Raw genomic sequence first — 13367 nt, forward strand, 5'->3', positions numbered from 1 at the left:
CCCCGCGCCCCCCCCCCCCCCCCCCCCCCCGCCCCCGCCCCCGCCGCCACCCCCCCCCCCCCCCCGGCGCCCCCCCCCCCGCCGGCCCCCCCCCCCCCGCGCCCCCCCTCGACCGGGGCGCCCTGGACCGCGGCGCCCGGCCTGATCCGCGAGAGGTCCTGGTCGGCGAGGTCCGGGCGGGCCGTGAGCGTGGCGCGCACCGCCTCCAGGATCGGGAGCGGGGTGTGACCGGTGGCCAGGGCCACGTCCTTGGCGGCCAGGGCCACCGGGAAGCGGGAGGCGTCCGCGTACGCGCGCGCCACCGCGCCCGCCAGCGGCCCTCGGGCGAGCTCCGTGCGGACCAGGGCCTCGGGCAGGCCCAGTGCGCGGCCCAGCGTCAGCGCCTCGGCCACCAGGCCGACCCCGCCGACCACCGCGTTGATCAGCACCAGCTTCAGCGCGGCGCCCGCGCCGACCGGGCCGCACTCGGTGACCTCGCCCAGCGCGTCCAGCACCGCACGGACGGGGGCGGGCAGCGGCCCCCCGGCCAACACCCACAACTCCCCCGCGGCCGCCCGGTCCACGCTCCCCATCACGGGCGCGTCGGTCAGGGTCACGCCCGCCGGCAGCCGCTCCGCGAGTTCGCGCACCGCCTCGGGCCCGACCGTCGAGGTGTCGATCCAGTGGACTCCGGATCGCAGGGCCGGCAGCACGCTCTCGGAGACGGCCCGCAGGGCGTCCGGGTCGGCCAGCATCGTGATGACGAGGTCCGCGCCGTGGACCGCCTCGGCCGGCGTGCCGGCGACGGCGGCGCCTGCGGCCTCCAGCGCCTCGGTCCTGCCCGGCGTGCGGTTCCACACCGTCAGCGCGTGGCCCCCGGCGAGCAGGTGACGGGCCATCGGGGCACCCATGTTGCCGAGGCCGAGGAAGGCGATCTTCTGTGCTGCGTCCGTTGCGTCCATGCCCCCGACGCTAGATCCACTCCATTCATGCGACAAGCGAATGTCTAGCATGGTCACCATGCCCATTCCGCATGCCTCGCCCACATCGGCTGCCCCGCACGCCTCGCCCGGCCTGTACGAGGTCTTCCTGCGCGTCGCCCGCCTGGCCTCCTTCACCGCGGCCGCCCGCTCCCTCGGCTACACCCAGTCCGCGGTCTCCCGGCAGATCCAGACCCTGGAGGACGAGTGGGGCACCGCGCTCTTCGACCGCCTCCCCCGCGGGGTCCGGCTCACCGAGGCGGGCCGGATCCTGCTCCCGCACGCCGAGGCGGTCGGCGAGCGGCTGCGCGCCGCCCGCGCCGAACTCGACGCCCTGCGCACGCTCGGCGCCGGCCGGCTGCGGATCGGCTCCTTCGCCACCGCCGACGCCGCGCTGCTGCCGCGCACCCTGGCCGTGTTCCGGACCCGCCACCCCGCGGTCGAGGTCACCCGCACCGAGGGCCTGTCGGCCGGGCACCTGGCGCTCCTGGCCTCCGGGGACCTCGACCTCGCGGTGGTGGCCGCCACCTCCGGGGAGCCGCCGCGCGGCTGCACCCCGCACCACCTGCTCGACGAGCGGATGTACGTGGCCCTGCCGCTCGGGCACCGGTTCGCGGGCCGCGCCGACCTGCGGCTGGCCGAACTCGCCGACGAGGTGTGGATCACGGGCGGCGCCCGCCCCGAGGACACCCTGCTGGGCTCCGCCCTGGCCCGGGGGTTCCGCCCGCGCGAGGGCCTGTTCGCCGCCGACTGGATCGCCAAGCAGGGCTTCGTGGCCGCCGGGCTCGGCGTCACCCTGGTGCCGGCGCTCGCCGCCTCCTCCGCACGGTCCGACCTCGTGCTCGTCCCGCTGCCTCCGGAGGACACCCCGCGCCGCCGGGTCTACGCCGCGACCCCGCTCGGGACCGCCCCCTCCCCGGCCGCCTCGGCCTTCCTGGCCCTGCTGAAGGAGACCGCCGCCGTCCTGGCATCCTGAGCCCGGTGAAGATCGCCGCAGCGCAGCTGACCTGCGTACCCGCCGATGTCCCCGCCAACGCCGCACGGGCCGCCGCGCTCGCCGCCCTGGCCCGGGAGCAGGGCGCCGAGCTGGTCGTCTTCCCCGAGTTCACGCTGACCGGCTACGAGTTGGCGGCGCTGGCCGCCGATCCGGGGCTGTGGACGGGCGTCGACGATCCCCGGCTGGACCCGTTGCGCTCCGCCGGGATCGCCACCGCGGTCAACGTCGCCCTGCCCACCGGCGGCCCGCGGCCCGCCATCGCGACGCTGGTGCACGACGCGGACGGCGCGCACGTGACCACGTACGCGAAGCGGCACCTCTACGAGCAGGAGCGGGACGTCTTCGTGCCGGGCGGGGCCGACGGCCGCTTCGAGCTCGGCGGGATCCGCTTCTCCCTGGGGGTCTGCTTCGACAACCACTTCCCCGAACTGCCCGGCCGGGCCGCGGCCGACGGCTGCCGGGTGCACCTCGCGAGCTCCCTGTACGGAACGGGCGGCGGGATCGGGGAGCGCGCCACGGTCTACCCGGGGATCGCGAAGGAGCACGGCCTGTACGTGGTCCTGGCCAACCACGTGGGACCCGCGGGGCCGTGGACGGGCTGCGGGGGCGCGGCGGTGTGGGGGCCCGGCGGTGAGCTGCTGGCCGAGGCGGACGACCGTACCCCGTCCGTGGTGACGATCGATGTGATGAGCTGATCGGTATGAGTACCTTCGCCTTCGAGACGATCACGGTTCCGGAACACCTCCACGGCTATCCGGGGGTGGCCTACGGCGGCTACGTGGCGGGGCTGCTGGCCGGGCGCGCCGCGGCGGGCACCGTACGGGTGGACTTCCGGCGGCCCGTGCCGACGGAAGCGCCCGTGCGGTCGGCCGCGCGCCCGGACGGCGGCTGCGAGCTGATCGATGCGGAGGGGCTGCTGCTGGCCGCGGCGACCCCGGCCGCGTTCGAGGGCGCGGACGCCCCGGCGGCGCCCTCCTGGGAGCGGGCCTCTGCGGCGGCCGAGGCGTACCGGGCGGCCCCGCCGGACGGGCAGGTCGACTGCTTCGGCTGCGGCCTGGACCGCACGCCCGCCACGGGGCTGCGCCTGCACTGCGGGGCGGTGCCGGGTGGCGGGATGGTCGCCACCGCCTGGACCCCGGGCCGGGAGCTGGCGGGCGCGGACGGGTTGCTGCCGGCCGAGCTGGTGTGGGGCGCGCTGGACTGCCCGGGGAACGCGGCCGGCCGGCTGCTCGACGGGCGCCCGGCCGGTGCGGTCACGGCCGCGCTGACCGCCCGGCTGCTGCGGCCGGTGCCGGTGGGCGAGGGGCTGGTCTCGTACGCCTGGCTGCTCGGGAGCTCGGGCCGCAAGTACTCGGTGGGCACGGCGCTGGCCACGGCCGCGGGCGAGCTGTGCGCGGTCGGCGAGGCCCTGTGGGTGCAGCCGCGGGCGTAGGGCCTGATCCGAAAGACAGGCCCCAGGTCCGGCGGTTACGAGTACGCGGGCGGCGGCGGGCCGAAGCCGGTGGGGGTGTCCTCGGGGGCCGGGGCGGCCCCGGCGGGCTCCTCGTCGGCCTGCGTCAGGTGCCGCACCATCAGCGTGGCCCCCGCCACCGCGCCCGGCATCAGGAAGACGGCGACCAGCGGCACCAGGAACGCCAGCACCAGCGGCACCCCGAAGCCCAGGACCAGCATCCGGCGCGAGCGCAGCAGGACCAGCCGCTCGGACAGCTCGACCTTGCGGCGCTGGAGGGCGACGGCGGTGAGCTCCTGGGTCAGGAAGTAGCCGGAGACGCAGAAGCCGAGCGCCGGGACCACGGTCTGCCCGATCACCGGGATGAAGCCGAGGGCGAAGAGGACCAGTCCGTACAGGACGACCCGGGCGAGCACCTTCAGGCTGTCCCTGGCCGAGACCCACAGCTCCAGCCAGAGCGGCAGTCCGGACTCGGGGGCGTCGCCGCCCTCGCTGCGGTCGACCTGCTCGGAGAGGGACTCGTAGAAGGGCTGGCCGATCAGCAGGGTCACGGCGGTGAAGGTGATGACGGCGAGGAAGAGCCCGAGTCCGAAGACCAGGAAGGTCAGGAAGCCCCGGAACAGGGCGAGCCAGGGCGAGCTCCAGTCGTCGGCGAAGGGGGTGACCCAGGCGGTGAAGTCGTCCGCGCCGTAGCCGAGCCCGATGAGCGCGCCCGCGTACAGGACCAGCGAGACCAGCCCGGGCAGCAGCCCGAACCCCAGCCACCGTCCGTGGCGCAGTACCCATCCCTGTCCGGCCAGCAGGTACCGGAACCCCTCCGCAAGATCACGCATGGCGGCAGTTTATGGGGCCCGGGAAACGGCGAAGGCCGCACCCCATGGGGTGCGGCCTTCGGCGAGCGGTGCCGGATCAGACGGCGAGCTCGACGGTGATGTTGCCGCGGGTGGCCTTCGAGTAGGGGCACACCTCGTGGGCCTTCTCGATGAGCTCCTTGGCGGTGGCGGCGTCCACGTTCGGGATCACGGCGGAGATCTTGACGATCAGACCGAAGCCCTCGTCGTTCTTGCCGATGCCGACCTCGGCGGTGACCGTGGAGCCGGAGATGTCGGCGTTCACGTTCTTCGCGACGACACCCAGGGCGCCCTGGAAGCAGGCGCTGTAGCCGGCGGCGAACAGCTGCTCCGGGTTGGTGCCGGCGCCGCTGCCGCCGAGCTCCTTCGGCGGGTTCACGACGACGTCGAGCTGGCCGTCGTTGGTGGCGACGCGGCCGTCACGGCCGTTCTCGGCGGTGGCGACAGCGGTGTACGCGACGTCGGACTGCTGGATGGACATGTAAGAAGATCCTCCTGGTAATCGTCGCGACTCGCGCCCACGGTCACAACGGTGTACAGAGAGACTAACCGGTGAAAGAAACGATCATCTTTCCGGTGTTCTCGCCGCGGAGCATGCCGAGGAAGGCGGAGGTCGCGTTCTCGACGCCCTCGACGACCGTCTCGTCGTACCGGAGCTCACCGGAACGCAGCCATCCGGCGACGTCCTGGACGAACTGCTGCTGGATCCCGGCGTGGTCGCCCACGAGGATGCCCTGGAGGCGCAGGCGCTTGCCGATGACCTGCATCAGGTTGCGCGGGCCGGGAGCGGCCTCGGTGTCGTTGTAGCCGGAGATGGCGCCGCACAGGGTCGCCCGGCCGTGCACGTTCATCGAGGAGATCGCGGCCTCCAGGTGGTCGCCGCCGACGTTGTCGAAGTAGACGTCGATGCCGTCGGGGGCGGCCGCGGGGAGCTGCTCGGCGACGGGACCGTTCTTGTAATTGAAGGCGGCGTCGAAACCGTACTTCTCCGTGAGGAGCGTCACCTTCTCGTCCGAGCCGGCGGAGCCGATCACCCGGGAGGCGCCCTTGATCTTGGCGAACTGGCCCACGAGGCTGCCGACGGCACCGGCCGCGCCGGAGACGAAGACGGAGTCCCCCTCCTTGAAGGAGGCGACCTCGAAGAGGCCCGCGTAGGCGGTCAGGCCCGGCATGCCGAGCACGCCGAGGTAGGCGGAGAGCGGGGCGAGCGAGGCGTCGACCTTGGTGGCGAACTTCGCGTCGAGCTCCGCGTACTCGCGCCAGCCCAGGTGGTGCAGGACGTGGTCGCCGACCGCGAAGCCCTCGGCGGCGGAGGCGACGACCTCGCCGACCGCGCCGCCCTGCATCGGCTCGTCGAGCTGGAAGGGCGGGATGTAGGACTTCGTGTCGTTCATCCGGCCCCGCATGTACGGGTCGACGGACATGTGGAGGTTCCGCACGAGGATCCGGCCGGCGGCGGGCTCGGCCGACACGGGCACCTCGCGCAGGGCGAAGTCCTCGGCGACGGGCCAGCCCTGCGGGCGACGGACGAGGTGCCACTCGCGGCTCACGGCGGGGATCTCAGACATGCGGCGCTCCTGGTAAGAACGGAATTGCTTCACTAGGTGAAACAACCATGCGCCTGGATATTTCACGTTGTCAAGTAAGTCGGTACTCTGGATCCATGCCCAGTCGTCGCACAGACCCAGTGACCGTCGAGGTCGTCGAGCTCATCGGCGACGTCGTGGCCAGGTACCACATGGAGTACGAGCACGCGGCCGCCAGCCATCAGCTGACCGGCGCGCAGGCCAGGGTGCTCAACATGCTCTCCCTGGAGCCCCTGCCCATGCGCCGCATCGCGCAGAAGCTGCGCTGCGAGCCGTCGAACGTGACCGGGATCGTGGACCGGCTGGAGACGCGCGGCCTGGTCGAGCGGCACCCGGATCCCGCCGACCGCCGGGTGAAGCTGGCGGCCCCCACGGAGGAGGGCCGGCAGACCGCGGAGCGGCTGCGCGAGTCGCTGGACTTCGCGCGCGAGCCGCTGGCCGGGCTGTCGCCGGCGGAGCGGGCGGTCCTGCGGGACCTGCTCAAGCGGATGCTGGACTGACGGGCGGGGCGCCCGGGGTCACCAGCAGAGGGGGTTCCACCACGAACTGCACTTCGTCTTCGTCGGCGACGGCGACGGGCTGGGGAGCGGCCCCCCGGTCAGCGTCGAGGTGGGGCTGCCGGAGGCGCTCCGGCTCGGCGAGGGCTTGCCCTTCCCTCCCTTTCCGGACTTGGACGGGCTGGGGGCGACCGAGGGCGTCTCGGACGGCGTCGGTTCGGGGACGGAGGCCGTCGGCCCCGGCGTGAGGCTCACGGGCGCGGCCTTCTTCGCGGGCCCGGCGGCGACCTTCGCGGTCGCCTTCCCGCCCGGCGCCGAGGGCGCGCCCGAGGTCGGCAGGTCCGGCAGCGGGGCGGGCTGCTGCGGCCCGTCGTCGGTGAGCACCACCTCGGAGGCGCGGTCGGTGCGCCCGTCCGCCGTCATCCGGACCACCAGCAGCGAGGCCGCGGTGGCGAGCAGCACCCCGAGGGTGACCGTCAACGTCATGCGGCTGCGCCGGCGTCGCTCGGCGCGGCGGCGCGCACCGGCCCTGCGTTCGTTCGGGACGGACAGCGTGACGAGCTCGTCCGCGAACACGTCGGCCAGCGCGGTCGGCGCCTCGGGTACCGGCGGCGCCGCGCGACCGGGCGCCCCTGGGCCTCCGGCGGGCGGGGCGGCCGTCAGGTATTCGGCCGGGGTCCCGCATCCGGCGCACGCCAGTGCGCCATTGAGGTGTCTTTGGCAGGCGTGGCAGAAGTTCATGGCGCCCGCAGGCTACGTGCTCCCCGGCAACATAAAGATCCCGAGAACGTAAGGATCCTGTGTGGAATCGTTTCCTCCATGACCTTTTTCGGGGCCACGGCCTTCCAGTTGGTGCTTCTGCGGCGGATGGCCGACTTCCAGCCGGACCTCGCGGACGAGGCCCGCCGCCGACTCGGCGCCTCCCTCGCCGACCAGCGCGAGGCCAACAAGCACTGGCAGGCGATGGTCCGCTCGCCCCGCTCCCGCGGCGCCCTGGCCCGGTACCGCTCGGTGCTGGGCCCGCCCGAGTCCGCCGAACGTCGCACGATCGGCGACCTGGAGTGCGAGGCCCTGCTGTGGCCGGTGCCGCTCTGGCCCGATCTGCGCTTCGAGGTGCTGGCCGCGCCGGACGGGGCGGTGTGGAACGAGTGGCTGGTACGGGCCCCCGGCGCCCACGGGCCCGTACTGGAGTCGGCGGCGGACCTGTTGCCTTGGTCGGCGACGGTCGACGAGGTGGCGCGGGCCTTCGCACCGGTCCGACCGATGGAGGGCACAGCGCCGACGCGTTGGCGGCTGGCCTTCGACGCGCCGGGCGGGCCGTGCGTGGCGGAGTTCACCTACGGCCTGCTCCAGCGCGTCTCGACCCCCGGCGACTAGCCGGTCAGGAGGCGAGGAATGCCCGTACGCCCGCCGAGGTGGCGTCGTCGCCGAGCAGGTCGTTGTGCTTGAGGCAGCCGACGGGCGTGTTGAGGGCCCCCGAGAGCGGGACGCTGGAGTCCGGGTTGACGACCTCGTCGCAGTCCGACCAGAAGGTCGCGTACTTCACGGCGCCCGGGGTCTCGTCCCCGCTGCCCAGGTTCTTCACCACGTACGACCCGGGGGTCATGTCCCGGCAGGCCTGGTCCCACAGGGCGCAGGCCCACGCGGTGGAGGTGCCGTGGTTGGGGCCGGCCAGGGAGACCCAGTGGTCCACGGTGGCCCCGCCGCCGCCGAACTTCACGTACCAGCGGCTCACCAGCGAGCCGAAGGAGTGCGCGACGACGTCGACCTTGTCGGCGCCGGTCCGCCCGCGGACGTCCTCGACGTAGGCGGCGAGCCGGCCGGAGAGGACCTCGTTGACCGACTGGTGGGTGTCGTAGCCGAAGGAGAAGAGCTCCGAGTCGGCGTACCCGGCGGCGCGCAGGTCCTCGCGGAGGGATCCCCAGACGCCCGGGTCCGCGTTGTAGCCGTGCACGAAGACCACCGGACGGTGCGATGACTCCCGGCCGGGGCTCCCGTCCGCGGCCCCGCCGACGGCATGGGCCGCCGGGGGCGCGAGCAGGGCGAAGCAGAGCGTCAGGAGCGCCGGCAGCCACTGGCGGGTCGTCAGCATCGAGTCCCCTTTACCTTGTTACGCGTGAGTAGCGCGTGCGGTGCGGGCATGGTGCTGCCTGTCGGTACAGAAATCCACCCCCTTGCAGCCGCGACGCACCCCCCGGCCGGAGCAGCTCAACAAGCGGTAAGTCCGAAATGCCCGAGATGATATGAAAGCGACCGGCGGTTCCGTCGGTCTTCTTGCGTCAGCGCTCTCGGGAGGATCTGCCGTGACCGTCAGTCTTGAGCAGTTGCGCCGCTGCCACGTCGCCGTCGACCTGGGGGCGGCCAGGACCCGCGTGTACGTCAAGGGCGCCGGCCTCGTGGTCGACGAGCCCAGCTGCGCCGCCGTGAACACGCGGACCGGCGCACTCATCGCCGTGGGGACCTTCGCCGAGCGGATGACCGGCCGCACGCCCGACTACATCCGGGTCGTGCGCCCCGTCTCCGGCGGCACCGTCGTCGACATCGAGATGGCCCAGCGCATGCTGCGCCACCTGCTCGGCGAGAAACTGCGCCGCGCCCTGCGCCGCAAGCCGCGGCTGCGGGCCGCCGCCTGCACCCCGCACGACGCGGACCCGCTGGCCCAGCGGGCCGCCGTGGAGACCCTCGTCGGGCTCGGTGCCCGGCGTGTCGAACTCGTCGACACCCTGATCGCGGCGGCCGTCGGCTGCGGACTGCCCGTGGAGCAGCCGACCGCGACGATGATCATGGTGTGCGGGGCCGCGGCCACCCAGGTGGCCGTCCTCTCCCTCGGCTCCATCGTCACCGCCGTACGGGTCCCCGTCGGCGGCGAGGCCATCGACCACGCCGTCGTCCAGCACCTGCGCCACGCTCACGAGCTGATGCTGCCCAGCCAGGCCGTCCGGCCGCTCCAGCTGGCCCTGCACGGCGCCGGGATCACCGGCGACGGACCGGCCTCCACCCTGATCCACGGCCGCGACGTGGCCACCGGACTGGCCCGCTCCGTCCACGTGGACACGGCGACCGTACGCGAGGTCATCCGCACCCCGCTGACCGCCGTGCTCGACGGCATCGGCAAGGTGCTCCGGGAGTGCCCGCCCGACCTGGTCGCCGACCTGACGGACCGGGGGATCATGATGGTGGGTGGCAGCGCCCTGCTGCCCGGGCTGGACCAGATGCTGCGGGACGCCACCGGAATGCCCGTGGCCATCGCGGAACGGCCGGACGTGTGCGCCGTGCTCGGTCTCGGCGCGATGCTCGAAGGGAAGATCGCCCCCATGGTCCTCAACCCGCTGGCAGGATGACGAACACCGGACCGGAGCCCGAGGAGGACGCGGCGAGCCTCCCGGTGCTGCTGGAGGCGGTGCTCAGCGTCGGCTCCGAGCTGGAGCTGCGCACCACCCTCCAGCACATCGTGGACTCGGCGGCCGAGCTGTGCTCCGCGCGGTACGCGGCGCTCGGGGTGGTCGACCCCGAGCGCGTCCGGCTGACCGCCCTCTTCACGGCCGGGATGACGGAGGCCCAGCGGGCCGCGATCCCGCACCTGCCGGACGGCCGCTCCGGGGTGCTCGGCGCACTCGTCACGGACCCGCGCCCGCTCCTGCTGGACGACCTCACCGGAGACCCCCGCGCGGCCGGCTTCCCGCCGGGCCACCCCCCGATGCGCAACTTCCTGGGCGTCCCCATCCGCGTGCACACGGAGGTCTTCGGCAACCTCTACCTGACCGAGAAGCGCGGCGGCGGCGCGTTCACCGACGAGGACATCGCCCTGCTGCGCGTCCTGGCCTCGCAGGCGGGGATAGCGATCGGCAACGCCCGGCTGTACGAGACCGCGCGCCGCCGCGAGCGCTGGATCGAGGGCGCCGCCGCGGTGACCACCACCCTGCTGGCCGGCCGCCCCGCGGCGGACGCCCTGATGTGCGTGGCCGAACGGGCCCGGCTGCTCGCCGACGCCGCGGCCGGAGTGGTGCTCCAGCCCACCCCCGAGGGCGGCATGGAGATCGTGGCCGCCTCCACGCACGGGGACCCCGGGGACCTGGTCGGCACGGCGATCGCCCCCGGCAGCCCGGTCCTGACGCAACTCCTGGGCGGCGAGCCGGTCTTCATAGACGACTCGGCGACCGACCCCCGGATGACCACGCACGTGCGGGAACGGTTCGGCCCCAGCATGATGCTGCCCCTCCAGAGCGGCGGCCAGCTGATCGGCACCCTCGCCCTGCCGCGCGCCCGCGGCGGCCCCCCGTACGACGCCGTGGACCGGCTGCTGGCCTCGCAGTTCGCCTCCCAGGCCGCGCTGGCCCTCGTACTGGCGGACGCCCAGCACGACCGTGAGCAGCTGGCGGTCTACGAGGACCGCGACCGGATCGCGCGGGACCTGCACGACCTGGTGGTCCAGCGGCTGTTCGCGACGGAGATGATGCTGGAGTCCACCCGGCGGCGCTCCTCGAACGCGCCGAGCGGGGACACGGTCGGCGAGGAGCTGAGCCGGGCCGTCGACGAACTGGACTCCACGATCCAGGAGGTCCGCACCGCCATCTTCGCCCTCCAACAGCCGCCGACCGACGCCCCGACGACCTTCCGGGGCCGCGTCCTGCGCGAGACGGGCGGGGCGGCGGTCCTGCTCGGCTTCCAGCCGTCGGTGCACTTCGCGGGCGCGGTGGACGCACTGCTCCCGGACCCGGTGGCGGCCGACCTGCTCGCCGCCCTCCGCACCGCCCTGGCCGCGGCGCACCGGCGCAGCGCGGTCACCTCCATCGACGTGGAGATCGACGCGACCTCGAACCGGGTCAGGCTCACCGTGTCGGACGACGGCAGCACGGAATCCGGCGCCCGCGGCACGACGGTGACGTGGGAATCGGCGCTCTAGCGACCAGCCTCACCGGCGTTTGAGGCCGGACGGGGGCGAATCCAGCCCCGCCGGCGTTTGAGGCGCGGGGTCCGGGGCGGAGCCACGATCCGTGAGCCGCACCGGCGAACCCGCCGAGGGCTACGTCCGCGACGGGCGGGCGGCAGCCCGCAGGGCGATCCGGGTGCTCGACTGCGCCACCCCCGCCTCCCGCTTGAGCCGGCGCAACAACCCGTCCAGCGCCGCCGGATCGGCGGCCCGGGCCCGGACGAGGTAGTCGTACTCCCCCGTCACGTGCACCACCTCCGTGATCCCGGGCAGTTTGGCGACCCGCTGCTCGAACTCCTCGTTGGTGGTGTCCTGGCGCAGCGTGAGGTCGATGAAGACGACGAGCCCGCCCCGGGTGTCGGCGGCCGGGTCCACGACGACGGTGAACCCGCGGATCACCCCGTCCCGACGCATCCGGCGCACCCGGTCGGCGGTGGCGTTGGCGCTGAGGCCGACGCGGGTGCCGAGGTCCCGGTACGAGATCCGCGCATCCTCCTGGAGGATGCCGAGGATTTCCCTGTCGAGGCGGTCCATACCGCGATTCTCGCAGTCGGGCCCGGTATTCGCCCGCGTCCTCGGACCCCGCACCCCGAACCTCTCGGCATGACCGAACTCCTCTCCCCCGCCCTGGGCGGCGCGGCGGCGGGCCTGGGCGTGGCGATGCCGATGGGCGCCATGAGCGTGCTGCTGCTGCAGGAGGCGATGCGCCACCGCCGCACGGCGATCGCCGCCGCCGCCGGAATCGCGGCCGTCGACCTCGCCTACGCGGCCCTCGCCACCGGCCTGGGCCCCTGGGTGGCCTCCCACATAGCCCCGGTCGAGGCCTGGGTCCGCCTCGCCTCGGCCCTCATCCTCCTCGGCATCGCCGCCCACGGCCTACGGGCGATCCGGGCCCCTGCTTCGCCCGAATCGGAAACCCCGGCGACTCCGGCCACTCCGGCGAATCCAGCCCTTCCGGCGTTTGAGGAGCGGGGTCCGGGGCGGAGCCCCGAGGCCGGAACCGGCACCGGACACCGGCCCGCACACGCACACCCGCCCCGGCCGGCCAAGGCCTTCGCCCGGTACGTCGGACTCACCGCCGTGAACCCCACCACGGCCCTCTACTTCGCCGCCCTCACCACCGCGCAGGGCGCGAGCCTCGCCACCGGCGCGGCCGGTGCCGCGTTCCTGGTCGGGGTCGGCGCCGCCTCGCTCCTCTGGCAGCAGACCCTCGTGGCCGTCGGCGCCCTCGCGGGGACCCGCGTCTCCGGCGCCGCCCGTGTCTGGACCTTCCGCCTCGGCTACGGTCTGGTCGCCGCCTACGCCCTCAAGATCGCCTTCCCGCTGCCGTTCCCCGGGTGAACAGCGGGAGCCGTCGGAGCGGGGTCAGGAGCCGCTCGGGGTGATCTCGGGGTCATGCCGGATACGACCCCGCACCCCCGACCGAAATGATCGGTACATGACCACTCACCCCCCGCACCACCGCGAAACCCGCCGGCCGGCCGCCCTGACCCGGGTCGCCTTCGTCTCCGCGCCCCTGTGCATCCTGGTCCTACGGCGCCATCCGGCTCGGTGACCCCGGCCACGGGCCCGGCCCCGCCTGGACCGTGGGCCACATCGCCCTGCTCGCGGGGGTCCTGCAGTTCGCCCTGGTCTTCCCGGCCCTGCGCCGGATGACCGGGCCCGCCGGCGCGGCGGGCCGGGCGAGCGCCGGGGCCGCGACCCTGTTCGGTCTCGCCGGGACCCTGGCGGTCGTCGCCCAGGCGGTCATCGACCTCGTCGTCGGCCTGAGCGCCGCCGACCGGCGGGAGGTGAACCGGCTCTTCGACGAGGTCCAGAGCCACCCCGGGGTGCTGCCGGCCGTCTACACCGTCGGCCCGATGCCGTTCTACGTCGGCCTCGTCTGGCTCATGGTCCAGCTCGCCGTCCGGCGCCGCGTCGGCGCCTGGCGTCCCGCCCTGGTGGTGCTGGGTACGGTCACGATGGCCGTGAGCCTCGACCTGATGCCGCTCGGGGGCCTGATGTTCGCCGCCGCGCTCTTCCCCCGGGACCTCCCCCTGTTCCGGCCCCTGGGCGCCCCTCAACTCCCGGGCCGAGCCGCGTGACACCCCCTAGGGT

General features: G+C 74.2%; 16 protein-coding genes. 9 read left to right on the forward strand and 7 right to left on the reverse strand.

The features are described from left to right. The coding region (locus ACFYYJ_RS13090; RefSeq protein ID WP_389131732.1) for an NAD(P)-dependent oxidoreductase at positions 1–941 on the reverse strand (941 nt) is incomplete at its 3' end. Positions 942–999: 58 nt separating this feature from the next. On the opposite strand from ACFYYJ_RS13090, the gene ACFYYJ_RS13095 reads away from it, so the two are divergent. Genes ACFYYJ_RS13095 through ACFYYJ_RS13105 form a run of 3 tightly spaced genes read left to right on the forward strand, consistent with a single transcriptional unit; the run spans position 1000 to position 3388 of the window. After that, positions 1000–1935, forward strand: a complete 936-nt coding sequence (locus tag ACFYYJ_RS13095) for a LysR family transcriptional regulator (RefSeq protein WP_389131734.1) — start codon at positions 1000–1002, stop codon at positions 1933–1935. 5 nt (positions 1936–1940) lie between these two features. Then, complete coding sequence (locus ACFYYJ_RS13100; RefSeq protein WP_389131737.1) at positions 1941–2651, forward strand: carbon-nitrogen hydrolase family protein; 711 nt, start codon at positions 1941–1943, stop codon at positions 2649–2651. Positions 2652–2656: 5 nt separating this feature from the next. Beyond that, positions 2657–3388: a PaaI family thioesterase gene (locus ACFYYJ_RS13105; RefSeq protein ID WP_389131740.1), complete on the forward strand. Its 732-nt coding sequence runs from the start codon at positions 2657–2659 to the stop codon at positions 3386–3388. Positions 3389–3423: 35 nt separating this feature from the next. On the opposite strand, the gene ACFYYJ_RS13110 is transcribed toward ACFYYJ_RS13105, so the two are convergent. The 3 genes from ACFYYJ_RS13110 to ACFYYJ_RS13120 all read right to left on the reverse strand — a co-directional run bounded on the left by ACFYYJ_RS13110 (position 3424) and on the right by ACFYYJ_RS13120 (position 5825). Next, positions 3424–4239, reverse strand: coding sequence for an EI24 domain-containing protein (locus tag ACFYYJ_RS13110; protein WP_389131743.1), 816 nt, complete (start codon positions 4237–4239; stop codon positions 3424–3426). Positions 4240–4315: 76 nt separating this feature from the next. Next, a complete protein-coding gene (locus tag ACFYYJ_RS13115; RefSeq protein ID WP_030657091.1) occupies positions 4316–4738 on the reverse strand; it encodes an organic hydroperoxide resistance protein in 423 nt (140 codons plus the stop codon). 64 nt (positions 4739–4802) lie between these two features. Then, complete coding sequence (locus tag ACFYYJ_RS13120) at positions 4803–5825, reverse strand: NADP-dependent oxidoreductase (protein ID WP_385127787.1); 1023 nt, start codon at positions 5823–5825, stop codon at positions 4803–4805. 95 nt (positions 5826–5920) lie between these two features. Here ACFYYJ_RS13120 and ACFYYJ_RS13125 point away from each other — a divergent pair, with 95 nt between their 5' ends. Next, positions 5921–6343: a MarR family winged helix-turn-helix transcriptional regulator gene (locus ACFYYJ_RS13125; protein ID WP_385364420.1), complete on the forward strand. Its 423-nt coding sequence runs from the start codon at positions 5921–5923 to the stop codon at positions 6341–6343. 18 nt (positions 6344–6361) lie between these two features. Here the strand turns inward: ACFYYJ_RS13125 and ACFYYJ_RS13130 are convergent, their stop codons facing one another. Beyond that, positions 6362–7081 carry a hypothetical protein gene (locus ACFYYJ_RS13130; protein WP_389131747.1) on the reverse strand — a complete coding sequence of 240 codons (720 nt, stop codon included), beginning with the start codon at positions 7079–7081 and terminating at the stop codon, positions 6362–6364. Positions 7082–7159: 78 nt separating this feature from the next. On the opposite strand from ACFYYJ_RS13130, the gene ACFYYJ_RS13135 reads away from it, so the two are divergent. After that, on the forward strand, positions 7160–7717 hold the full coding sequence (locus ACFYYJ_RS13135; protein ID WP_385127781.1) for a hypothetical protein: 558 nt from the start codon (positions 7160–7162) through the stop codon (positions 7715–7717). Positions 7718–7721: 4 nt separating this feature from the next. Here the strand turns inward: ACFYYJ_RS13135 and ACFYYJ_RS13140 are convergent, their stop codons facing one another. After that, a complete protein-coding gene (locus ACFYYJ_RS13140) occupies positions 7722–8432 on the reverse strand; it encodes an esterase/lipase family protein (RefSeq protein WP_389131750.1) in 711 nt (236 codons plus the stop codon). A gap of 211 nt (positions 8433–8643) precedes the next feature. Here ACFYYJ_RS13140 and ACFYYJ_RS13145 point away from each other — a divergent pair, with 211 nt between their 5' ends. Further along, the gene (locus ACFYYJ_RS13145) at positions 8644–9681 is read left to right on the forward strand and encodes a rod shape-determining protein (protein ID WP_385127777.1); all 1038 of its coding nucleotides are present in this window, start codon (positions 8644–8646) and stop codon (positions 9679–9681) included. Then, a complete protein-coding gene (locus ACFYYJ_RS13150) occupies positions 9678–11243 on the forward strand; it encodes a GAF domain-containing protein (RefSeq protein WP_389131754.1) in 1566 nt (521 codons plus the stop codon). Before ACFYYJ_RS13145 ends, ACFYYJ_RS13150 begins: the two co-directional genes overlap by 4 nt. Before the next feature lie 120 nt (positions 11244–11363). Here the strand turns inward: ACFYYJ_RS13150 and ACFYYJ_RS13155 are convergent, their stop codons facing one another. Then, on the reverse strand, positions 11364–11804 hold the full coding sequence (locus ACFYYJ_RS13155; RefSeq protein ID WP_376659152.1) for an Lrp/AsnC family transcriptional regulator: 441 nt from the start codon (positions 11802–11804) through the stop codon (positions 11364–11366). A 69-nt stretch (positions 11805–11873) separates the two neighbouring features. Here ACFYYJ_RS13155 and ACFYYJ_RS13160 point away from each other — a divergent pair, with 69 nt between their 5' ends. Together ACFYYJ_RS13160 and ACFYYJ_RS13165 are read left to right on the forward strand one after the other, a co-directional pair. Next, positions 11874–12611: a LysE family transporter gene (locus ACFYYJ_RS13160; protein ID WP_389131758.1), complete on the forward strand. Its 738-nt coding sequence runs from the start codon at positions 11874–11876 to the stop codon at positions 12609–12611. A gap of 245 nt (positions 12612–12856) precedes the next feature. Then, a complete protein-coding gene (locus ACFYYJ_RS13165) occupies positions 12857–13354 on the forward strand; it encodes a hypothetical protein (protein ID WP_389131760.1) in 498 nt (165 codons plus the stop codon). The last annotated feature ends 13 nt before the right edge of the window (positions 13355–13367 follow it).

The organism is Streptomyces sp. NPDC002467 (genome assembly GCF_042889825.1).
GTDB lineage: Bacteria > Actinomycetota > Actinomycetes > Streptomycetales > Streptomycetaceae > Streptomyces.

Excerpts from the sequence above, each read along its gene's own strand:
- ACFYYJ_RS13095 (WP_389131734.1), top strand. The coding sequence starts at position 1,000 with ATGCCCATTCCGCATGCCTCGCCCACATCGGCTGCCCCGCACGCCTCG.
- ACFYYJ_RS13105 (WP_389131740.1), top strand. The coding sequence starts at position 2,657 with ATGAGTACCTTCGCCTTCGAGACGATCACGGTTCCGGAACACCTCCAC.
- ACFYYJ_RS13110 (WP_389131743.1), bottom strand. The coding sequence starts at position 4,239 with ATGCGTGATCTTGCGGAGGGGTTCCGGTACCTGCTGGCCGGACAGGGA.
- ACFYYJ_RS13115 (WP_030657091.1), bottom strand. The coding sequence starts at position 4,738 with ATGTCCATCCAGCAGTCCGACGTCGCGTACACCGCTGTCGCCACCGCC.
- ACFYYJ_RS13120 (WP_385127787.1), bottom strand. The coding sequence starts at position 5,825 with ATGTCTGAGATCCCCGCCGTGAGCCGCGAGTGGCACCTCGTCCGTCGC.
- ACFYYJ_RS13125 (WP_385364420.1), top strand. The coding sequence starts at position 5,921 with ATGCCCAGTCGTCGCACAGACCCAGTGACCGTCGAGGTCGTCGAGCTC.
- ACFYYJ_RS13130 (WP_389131747.1), bottom strand. The coding sequence starts at position 7,081 with ATGAACTTCTGCCACGCCTGCCAAAGACACCTCAATGGCGCACTGGCG.
- ACFYYJ_RS13135 (WP_385127781.1), top strand. The coding sequence starts at position 7,160 with ATGACCTTTTTCGGGGCCACGGCCTTCCAGTTGGTGCTTCTGCGGCGG.
- ACFYYJ_RS13140 (WP_389131750.1), bottom strand. The coding sequence starts at position 8,432 with ATGCTGACGACCCGCCAGTGGCTGCCGGCGCTCCTGACGCTCTGCTTC.
- ACFYYJ_RS13150 (WP_389131754.1), top strand. The coding sequence starts at position 9,678 with ATGACGAACACCGGACCGGAGCCCGAGGAGGACGCGGCGAGCCTCCCG.
- ACFYYJ_RS13155 (WP_376659152.1), bottom strand. The coding sequence starts at position 11,804 with ATGGACCGCCTCGACAGGGAAATCCTCGGCATCCTCCAGGAGGATGCG.
- ACFYYJ_RS13160 (WP_389131758.1), top strand. The coding sequence starts at position 11,874 with ATGACCGAACTCCTCTCCCCCGCCCTGGGCGGCGCGGCGGCGGGCCTG.